Raw genomic sequence first — 9,008 nt, 5'->3', positions numbered from 1 at the left:
CGACCCAGCAGCCCGGCCGACGACTTCGTCACCCACACGCCCGAGTCGTTCAGGTCCACGTCCGCCGTGGCCTCGCCGTCGTACAGGAACGCCATCCCGACCAGCGCCGTCGAGAACACCGACACGGTGCTCACCGACGCGACGGTGCGACGGTGCTCGTTCAGACGCGCCAGGAAACCCACAGGTCCTCCGAGGAGTTGGATCGGGAGACGATCGGCCCCCTTCTCCAGCCCCCTCGATCTCGCACATACCAGGCGGCCCCACCGATCGCGCAACCGAGGATAGCGGGAGACCGGGTGAAAACCGACACCCGTCCGATGGGGAGCGCTCCCCACCCCGCGCTCCCCGGACGCCGCCCCGCGTCGGGCGAGATTCCCCGGTCGGGGGCGTCCGAGCAGGTCAACTCGATGACGGAGGCAACGATGCCGTCGGGTCGCACCGGCGTCCCCGGCCGTCGTGGGCCGGGAAAAAGATCACCCCGCGCGACGGTCAGGCGGCGCGGTCGGCGAGCGCCTCCGCGAAGGAGCGCAGCGCGTCGGTGACCGGCCCCGCGGGGAGCGCGTCGAGCTCCTCCACGGCGGAGCGCGCCCAGCGCACCGCCAGCGCGCGCGTCTCGCCGAGCACCTCGTGGCGTCGCAGCGCGGCCACGGCCGCGGCGAGGGCGGCGTCGTCCGTCAGGTCGGAGTCGAGGAGCTCGACGAGCCGGGCGTCCGCCTCGCTCGCGGTCCCGTTCGCGATCCGGGCACGGAGCAGCAGCACCGGCATGGTCGGCACCTTCTCGCGCAGGTCCGTCCCCGGCGTCTTGCCCGACTCGTCGCCCGACGACGCCAGGTCGAGCACGTCGTCGGCGAGCTGGAACGCGACCCCGAGCTTCTCCCCGTAGGCCGCGACCGTGTCGACGACGGCCGTCGGGCACCCGGCGAACAGGGCGCCGAGCCGCGCGGACGTCGAGAGCAGCGAGGCCGTCTTGTCGGCGAGCACCTCGAGGTAGTGCTCGACGGGGTCGTCGCCCTCCCCCGGGCCGATCGTCTCGTGGAGCTGGCCCAGGCACAGCCGCTCGAAGGTGCGTGCCTGGATGAGCACGGCCTCGGGCCCGAGCGCCGCGACGGTCGACGCGGCACGCGCGAAGAGGAGGTCGCCGACCATGATGGCGACCGAGTTCCCCCACACGGCGTGCGCGGACGGGGCCCCCCGGCGCACCGGGGCGGAGTCCATGACGTCGTCGTGGTACAGCGACGCGAGGTGCGTGAGCTCGACGACGACCGCGGACTCCACCACCTCCGGACGCGTCCCGTCCCCGAGCTCGGCGGCGAGCAGGGTGAGCAGCGGCCGCAGCCGCTTGCCCCCCGCGTTGACGAGGTGGCGGGAGGCCGTGTCGGCGAGCGGGTCGGCGTGCGCGACGGCCTCGCGCAGCCGAGCCTCGACCCCGGCGAGCCGCTCGGTGAGGGCGGCCGCGAGCTCGGGGTCCGAGATCGGGATCGCGGTGGTCGTCACGGGCGCGGTCCGCTCACGCGGCACGGGAGGAACAGAGGTCACGGGACGAACTTAACCGCCTCGGCCGCCAGATCGAGAACCGGGGACGGGAACACACCGAGGAGGAGCACCCCGAGAGCGCACACGGCGATCGCGATCGTCGTCGGACCGGTCGACCGGACGACGGTCACGCCCGGCCGCTCGACCGCGCCGCCGTCGTCGTCCGTCCCCTCCGCGGCTCCCCCGGAGGGAGCGGTGAAGAACATCAGGACGATGATCCGGACGTAGAAGAACACCGCGACGGCCGACGCGATCACGCCCACGACGGCGAGCACCCACGTCGACCCCCCGCCCCGGCCGTCGGGCCCGGCGATGGCAGCGCCGAACGCGGTGAACTTCGCCACGAAGCCCGCCGTGAGCGGGATGCCCGCCATGGAGAGGAGGAAGAGGGAGAACACGCCCGCGAGCCACGGGCTCCGGCGACCGAGCCCCGCCCACTGCGCGAGGTGCGTCGCCTCGCCGAGCACGGCGACCGGCTGCTCCGCCGCCCCGTCGGTCAAATTGTCCGCGGGGTCGCCCGCCCCGTCGGCCCCGGCTCCCACCGTGGCCGGCACGCGCTCGCGCACGGGGGCGGTCTCGCGCACCAGCGTGACGACCGCGAACGCGCCGACCGTCGCGAGGCCGTAGACGAGCAGGTAGAAGACGGTCGCGCGCAGCGAGAGCTGCGAGAACCCGACGACGCCCACGAGGATGAAGCCCGCGTGCGCGATCGACGAGTACGCGAGCAGCCGCTTGACGTCGGTCTGCACGGCGCCGACGACGGTCCCGACGACCATCGTGAGCAGCGTGACGACCCAGAGCGCGACGAACAGGTCCTCGCGCGCCGTGGGCGAGGACTGCGCGAGCCCGAGGCTCACGACGTACAGGACGCGCAGCAGAGCGCCGAACGCCGCCGCCTTGGTGCACGCGGCCATGAAGCCCGTGATGGGCGTCGGGGCGCCCTGGTACACGTCGGGCGTCCAGGCGTGGAACGGAGCCGCACCGATCTTGAAGAGCAGCCCCGCGAGGATGAGCAGGACGCCCACGACGACGAGCCCCGGCATGGTCGCGAGCGGGCCTCCGGGCGTCGCGAGCGACTGGTACACCTCGACGAGGTCGACCGAGCCGGCGAACCCGTAGACGAGCGCGACGCCGAACACGAACAGGGCGGACGCGAACGCACCGAGGAGGAAGTACTTGAACGACGCCTCCTGCGAGAGGAGGCGACGGCGGCGGGCCATCGCGGAGAGCACGTACAGCGGGAGCGAGAGCACCTCGAGCGCGACGAACATCACGAGGAGGTTGCCGGTCGCGGGGAAGATCATCATGCCGCCGACGGCGAAGAGCACGAGCGGGTAGACCTCGGTCTGCTCAAGGCCCTTGCGCCGCGTGAGGTCCTCGTACGGCGAGCCGGGTACCGCCGCCGCGGACGGCGCGAACGCGTCCTGGCCGGTCGACGTCTTGTCGGCGATCACGAGGATCGCGAGGAACGCGAGGAGGACGACGATCCCCTGGATCGCGAGGCCGAAGGGGTCGACGACCATGGATCCGCCGAGCACCCGGACCCCGGGAGCCGCCTGGGCGGACCCCTGCACGGCCGGGTCGCGCCACAGCACGACGACGAGCGCGAACGCCGCGGCCGTCGCGAGCAGCGCGAGGACGACCTGCGTCGTGCGACGGACGCGCGCGGGCACGAACGCCTCGATCAGCACGCCGACGACGCCGGCGCCCAGCACGACGAGGATCGGGGCGAGGTAGAGCCAGTCGACCGTGGGGGCCACGAAGGAGTCGTTCACGACTCGCTCCCTTCGTCGGAGCTACGAGTGACGGACGACCCCTGGCTCTCGAGGGCGGCCTGCTCGGCGCCCTCGGCGAACGGGTCGGCGCGCGGCGGGTCCTCGACGCCGGCGACCGCGAGGTCGGACAGGGTGACCTCCGCGGGCTCGCGCACGAGGTCGAGCGCGGGCGCCGGGTAGAAGCCGAGGACGAGGAGGACCGTGATCAGCGGTGCGACGACCCACTTCTCGCGCGCACCGAGGTCCGGGAGCGCGTCGAGCCCCTCGCGGGTCCCGCCCGTGAAGATCCGCTGGTAGGTCAGCAGCACGTAGAGCGCGGCCAGCACGACGCCGAGCACCGCGACGAGCGCGGCCCAGGGGCTGCGCGCGAAGGTGCCGACCAGCACCATGATCTCGCTGACGAACGTCGACAGACCCGGCAGCGACAGCGCGGAGAGGCCGGCCACGAGGAACGTCCCCGCGAGCACGGGGACGACCTTCTGGAGGCCGCCGTAGTCCGCGATGCGCTGCGAGCGCTCCGGGTGCCGGGCGATGAGGAAGCCCGCCAGGAGGAACAGCGCGCCGGTCGAGATGCCGTGGTTGACCATGTACAGCGACGACCCGGACACGCTGAGCGACGTGAACGCGAAGATGCCGAGCACGATGAACCCGAAGTGGGACACCGACGTGTAGGCGACGAGTCGCATGAGGTCGCTCTGGCCGATCGCCATGAGCGCGCCGTAGAGGATCGAGACGACCGCCAGGACGATCACGACCGGGGCCGCCCACGCGCTCGCGTGCGGGAAGAGCGGGAGGCACAGCGTGAGCATCCCGAACGTGCCGACCTTGTCCAGCACGCCCACGAGGAGCGTGGAGGTGCCCGCGGGAGCGTGCTGCGCGGCGTCGGGCAGCCAGGTGTGGACGGGGAAGAGCGGCGCCTTGATGGCGAACGCGAGGAAGAACCCGAGGAACAGCAGGCGCTCGGTCGTGACGGGCATGGGCGACGCGGCGAACGTCTCGACGAGGTTCGACGTGAGGAACGCGTCCTCGGGACGCGCGCCCGTCGTCGGGTCGATCGGCACCTGCACGTACAGCGCGATGACGGCCGCGAGCATGATGAGACCGCCCGCGAGCGAGAACAGCAGGAACTTCACCGCCGCGTAGCGCCGCCGCGCCCCGACGCCGAACCCGCCGATCATGAAGTAGACCGGGATCAGCATCGCCTCGAAGAGGACGTAGAAGAGGAACACGTCGCGCGCGACGAAGACCGCGACCATGAACGCCTCGAGCAGCAGCACGAGCGCGAGGTAGTGGCGCAGGCGGCGCACGTCGCCGTCCTGCTCCTTCCACGCGGCCAGCACGACGAGCGGGACGAGCAGGACCGACAGCGCGACGAGCGCGAGCGCGACGCCGTCGGCGCCCACCGCGTAGCTCGCGCCGATCTGCGGGATCCAGCGGTACGTCTCGGTGAGCTGGTGCGTGCCGGCGGCGGACGTGTCGAACGCGGTGAAGGCGCCGACGAGCAGGCCCAGCTCGACGAGCGCGGCGCCGAGGGCGATGCCGCGCACGGTGCGCAGCGCTCCCGCGCCGACGCCGCGCGTGCGGGCCGCGGCCGTGAGCCACACCGCCGCGGCACCCACCAGGGGCCAGGCGACGAGCAGGGACAGCCAGGGGACGGAGGTAGTCATGGGTGTCTCCCTCTCAGCTCGCGGAGCCGGTGGTCAGGGCGAGGACGACGGCGACGATCACCACGAGGCCGCCGAGCATCGTCGCGCCGTACGAGCGCACGTAGCCGTTCTGCCACCCGCGCAACCACTCCCCGATCCGGCCGATCAGGCCGGCGAGGCCCATCCAGCCGCCGTCGACCATCTCCTTGTCGGCGTAGACGAGCGAGCGCGTGAGGTACTGGCCGGGCCGCATGAACACGGCCTCGTTGACGTCGTCCTGGTACAGGTCGCGCCGGGCGGCGCGCGTGAGGACGGAGCCGCGCGGCGCACGGACCGGGACGCTCGACATCGCGTACTGCCGCCAGGCGAGGGCCGCGCCGGCGAGGACGAGCAGGAGCGTCAGGGTGATGAGCGACCACACCGGCAGGACCGGCTCGTGGTGCTCGGCGTGCCCGGTGACCGGCTCGAGCCACGTGACGAACCGCGAGCCCGCGGCGAGGATGCCGCCCAGGGCCACCGAGCCGACGGCGAGGACGATCATCGGCCAGGTCATGAGGCGGGGCGACTCGTGCGGGTGCTGCACCGGGCCGTCCTGCGGGCCGAGGCCGTCCACGGAGCCGCTGCCGTCGTTCCAGCGGCGGCGACCGGAGAACGTCATGAAGAACAGGCGCGACATGTAGAACGCCGTGATCCCGGCGCCCAGGAGCGCGACGCCGCCGAACACCCACGCCCGCCACGGCTCGCCGTCGACGGGCACGAACGCGGCCTCGATGATCTTGTCCTTGCTCCAGAAGCCCGAGAACGGCGGGATCCCGAGGATCGCGAGCCAGCCCATCATGAACGTGATCCAGGTGACCTTCATGTACCGCGCGAGGCCGCCGAACCGGCGCATGTCGACCTGGTCGTCCATGCCGTGCATGACGGACCCCGCGCCGAGGAACATCCCGGCCTTGAAGAAGCCGTGCGTCACGAGGTGGAAGATCGCGAACGCGTACCCGATCGGCCCGAGCCCGGCGGCCAGGATCATGTACCCGATCTGGGACATGGTCGAGGCGGCGAGCGCCTTCTTGATGTCGTCCTTGGCGCAGCCCACGATCGCCCCGAAGAGGAGCGTCACCGCGCCGACGATGACGACGACGAGCTGCGCGGTGGGCGCGCCCTCGAAGATCGGCGCGGACCGCACGACGAGGTAGACGCCCGCCGTGACCATGGTGGCCGCGTGGATGAGGGCGGAGACCGGCGTCGGGCCCGCCATGGCGTCCCCGAGCCACGCCTGGAGCGGGAACTGCGCCGACTTGCCGCACGCGGCGAGCAGGAGCGCGATGCTCGTCGCGGTGAGCACGGCGGTCGACGCCTCCGGCGCCTGCGCGAACACGGTGGTGAAGTCGACCGCGCCGAACGTCGCGAACATCAGCATGAGCGCGACGATGAGCCCGATGTCGCCCACGCGGTTCATGACGAACGCCTTCTTGGCCGCGACCGCGTACGCGCGGTTGTGGTTCCAGAACCCGATGAGCAGGTACGACGCCAGGCCCACGCCCTCCCAGCCGACGAACAGCAGGAGGTAGGAGTCGGCGAGGACGAGCACGAGCATCGCCGCGACGAACAGGTTGAGGTACGCGAAGAACCGGCGCCGGTCGCGGTCGTGCGCCATGTAGGCGACCGCGTAGACGTGGATGAGCGTGCCGACGAACGTCACGAGGAGGACGAACGTCAGGGACAGCGGGTCGATCCGCAGGCCCATCGCGAGGTCGAGGCCGCCGGAGACGATCCAGTCGCCGATCCGGAAGTCGACCACGCGCTCGTCGACGGGGAGCCCGAGCATCACGAGGAAGAGGACCAGGCCCACCACGAAGGCGGCGCCCGACATGAGGACGCCGAACCACGCGCCCCAGCGGTCGCTGCGGCGCCCGGCGAGGAGGAGGACGGCCGCCCCGAGGAGCGGGAGCAGCACCAGGTACGGTGCCGCGAGGAACGCGCCCGGCACGGTCTCGGACGCGGGCACGACGTCGGTCGCGGCCAGCAGTCCGCTCGCCGTCGGCAGGGCGGGAAGGAGCGTCGTCATCGGTGCCGGCCCCTCAGCTCTTGAGCAGGTTGACGTCGTCGACCGAGGCGGACCGACGGGTGCGGAAGATGGACACGATGATCGCGAGGCCGACGACGACCTCGGCCGCCGCGACGACCATGACGAAGAAGGCGAGCACCTGCCCGGTCACGTCGCCGTGCATCCGGGCGAAGGTGACGAACGCGAGGTTGGTCGCGTTGAGCATGAGCTCGATGCCCATGAACACGATGATCGCGTTGCGCCGCAGCAGCACGGTCGCGGCACCGATCGAGAACAGGATCGCCGCGAGCACGAGGTAGTTGGTGAGCTCCATCAGTCCTCTCCTCCCGGGGTCGCGCCGGGGCCGCCGTCCGGCACCGCATCGGTGGCGCCGCCGGGCACGCGGGACCGGCCCGGGTCGTCCGGCCCACCGACGTCGCCGGCGGGCGCCTCGCCCTGCGGCTCGTCGGCGGTCGCGGCCTGCACCGTGCGCTCGTTCGCGTCCTGGGCCCGCAGGGCGGGCAGCGCCCGCAGGGGCTCGTGCTCGACGAGCACCTCGCGCTCGGCCTCGAGGATGGTCCCGGCCGACCGCTCCTGGCCACGGATCCGCAGGATGCGGGAGACCGACTCCTCGATAGGCCGGCCCTGGGGGTCGAGCGCCGGGGTGTCCATGGCGTTGTTCTGCGCGTACACGCCGGGGGCGGCGAGCGGCGTGAGCCGGCCGCCCGCGGGCAGCGCGGCGACCTTCGCGTCGGCCTGCTCGCGCTGACCCACCTTCGGGGTGAGCCGGCGCCGGTGCGTGAGCACGAGCGCCGAGACCGCGGCGGTGATGAGGAGGATGCCCACGACCTCCATGGCGAAGACGTAGTCCGCGAAGAGCACGCGGGCGAGCGCCACGGGGTTCGTCGCCGCGTTGGCGAGCTCCAGCCCGACCGACGGCGGGAAGGTCGCCTGCGCGACCACGCCCACCAGCACGACCCCGAGCCCGAGCCCGAGGAGCACGCCGAGCCAGCGCTGCCCGCGGATCGTCTCCACGAGCGAGTCCGACGCGTCGACGCCGACGAGCATGAGCACGAAGAGGAACAGCATCATCACGGCGCCCGTGTACACGACCACCTGGACGACGCCGAGGAACGACGCCTCCTGCGCGATGTAGAGGATCGCGAGGTCGACCATGACGAACATGACCGCGATGGCGGCGTGCACCGCCTTGCGGGCGAAGAGCAGCGAGAGCGCCGCGAGGACCATGAGGGGGGCGAGGACCCAGAAGAGGACCGCCTCGCCGCCGCTCGCGGTCACCGGGCGGCCTTCCGGGCCGACGCGCCGGCGGAGCGCCCCGAGGTCGGGGTGACTCGCCGGACCTCCGGCGGCGGCCCCGTGGGCTCGGGCGGGAGGGTCGGGTCGTCCGGACGGTGCTCGCGCACCCAGTCCACCTGCTCGGCCACCGGGCCGCTCACCTCCCCGCGGTAGTACTCGGTGTCCGAGGTCCCCGGGACCATCGGGTGAGGCGCGGCGAGCATCCGCTCCTGGAGCGGCGCGAGCAGGTCCTGCTTCTCCCAGATCATGCCCTCGCGCGTCGGGCCCGCGAGCTCGTACTCGTTGGTCATCGTCAGCGCGCGCGTCGGGCAGGCCTCGATGCACAGGCCGCAGAAGATGCAGCGCAGGTAGTTGATCTGGTAGACGCGCCCGTACCGCTCGCCCGGCGACATGTGGCCGCCGTCGGGCAGGTCGGCGTTGTCGGCACCTTCGACGTAGATCGCGTCCGCGGGGCACGCCCACGCGCACAGCTCGCAGCCGATGCACTTCTCGAGCCCGTCGGGGTACCGGTTGAGCTGGTGCCGTCCGTGGTACCGCGGCTTCGTCGGCACCTTCTGGCGCGGGTACTGCTCGGTGACCGTCGGCCGGAACATCGACGCGAAGGTCACGCCGAACCCGGCGACGGGCGCGAGCGCCTCGCGCAGCCCCTTCGCCTGCGGGCGGCGGACCTCGTACTCGCCGGGCCGGGCCGGC

Annotated in this window: 7 protein-coding genes; all 7 read right to left on the bottom strand. The window is 72.5% G+C overall.

The features are described 5' to 3' along the window. Window positions 1-489: 489 nt before the first annotated feature. From ACTJIY_RS07870 to nuoI, 7 genes are read right to left on the bottom strand one after another with little or no spacing between them, the layout of a single operon-like run. Window positions 490-1,536: a polyprenyl synthetase family protein gene (locus ACTJIY_RS07870; protein ID WP_439159028.1), complete on the bottom strand. Its 1,047-nt coding sequence runs from the start codon at window positions 1,534-1,536 to the stop codon at window positions 490-492. After that, complete coding sequence (gene nuoN, locus ACTJIY_RS07865; protein ID WP_440674751.1) at window positions 1,533-3,308, bottom strand: NADH-quinone oxidoreductase subunit NuoN; 1,776 nt, start codon at window positions 3,306-3,308, stop codon at window positions 1,533-1,535. The genes ACTJIY_RS07870 and nuoN overlap by 4 nt, the downstream gene beginning before the upstream one ends. Beyond that, a complete protein-coding gene (locus tag ACTJIY_RS07860; protein ID WP_440674750.1) occupies window positions 3,305-4,975 on the bottom strand; it encodes an NADH-quinone oxidoreductase subunit M in 1,671 nt (556 codons plus the stop codon). The genes nuoN and ACTJIY_RS07860 overlap by 4 nt, the downstream gene beginning before the upstream one ends. A 13-nt stretch (window positions 4,976-4,988) precedes the next feature. Continuing rightward, a complete protein-coding gene (gene nuoL, locus ACTJIY_RS07855) occupies window positions 4,989-7,019 on the bottom strand; it encodes an NADH-quinone oxidoreductase subunit L (RefSeq protein ID WP_353707767.1) in 2,031 nt (676 codons plus the stop codon). Between the two features lie 13 nt (window positions 7,020-7,032). Further along, window positions 7,033-7,332 carry an NADH-quinone oxidoreductase subunit NuoK gene (nuoK, locus tag ACTJIY_RS07850; protein ID WP_047234414.1) on the bottom strand — a complete coding sequence of 100 codons (300 nt, stop codon included), beginning with the start codon at window positions 7,330-7,332 and terminating at the stop codon, window positions 7,033-7,035. Then, entirely contained in the window at window positions 7,332-8,297 is a 966-nt protein-coding gene (locus ACTJIY_RS07845; RefSeq protein ID WP_253055081.1) for an NADH-quinone oxidoreductase subunit J, read from the bottom strand. The genes nuoK and ACTJIY_RS07845 overlap by 1 nt, the downstream gene beginning before the upstream one ends. Further along, the gene (nuoI, locus tag ACTJIY_RS07840; RefSeq protein WP_253055136.1) at window positions 8,294-8,959 is read right to left on the bottom strand and encodes an NADH-quinone oxidoreductase subunit NuoI; all 666 of its coding nucleotides are present in this window, start codon (window positions 8,957-8,959) and stop codon (window positions 8,294-8,296) included. The genes ACTJIY_RS07845 and nuoI overlap by 4 nt, the downstream gene beginning before the upstream one ends. Window positions 8,960-9,008 lie beyond the last annotated feature (49 nt).

This window comes from Cellulosimicrobium sp. 22598 (assembly GCF_052044445.1).
In the GTDB taxonomy this organism is placed as follows: Bacteria; Actinomycetota; Actinomycetes; order Actinomycetales; family Cellulomonadaceae; genus Cellulosimicrobium; species Cellulosimicrobium cellulans_G.
This window is presented reverse-complemented; position numbering and strand designations above follow the sequence as displayed.

Bases quoted from the DNA above. Each gene is read 5' to 3' on its own strand.
- ACTJIY_RS07860 (WP_440674750.1), bottom strand. From the start codon at position 4,975: ATGACTACCTCCGTCCCCTGGCTGTCCCTGCTCGTCGCCTGGCCCCTG.
- nuoK (WP_047234414.1), bottom strand. From the start codon at position 7,332: ATGGAGCTCACCAACTACCTCGTGCTCGCGGCGATCCTGTTCTCGATC.
- nuoL (WP_353707767.1), bottom strand. From the start codon at position 7,019: ATGACGACGCTCCTTCCCGCCCTGCCGACGGCGAGCGGACTGCTGGCC.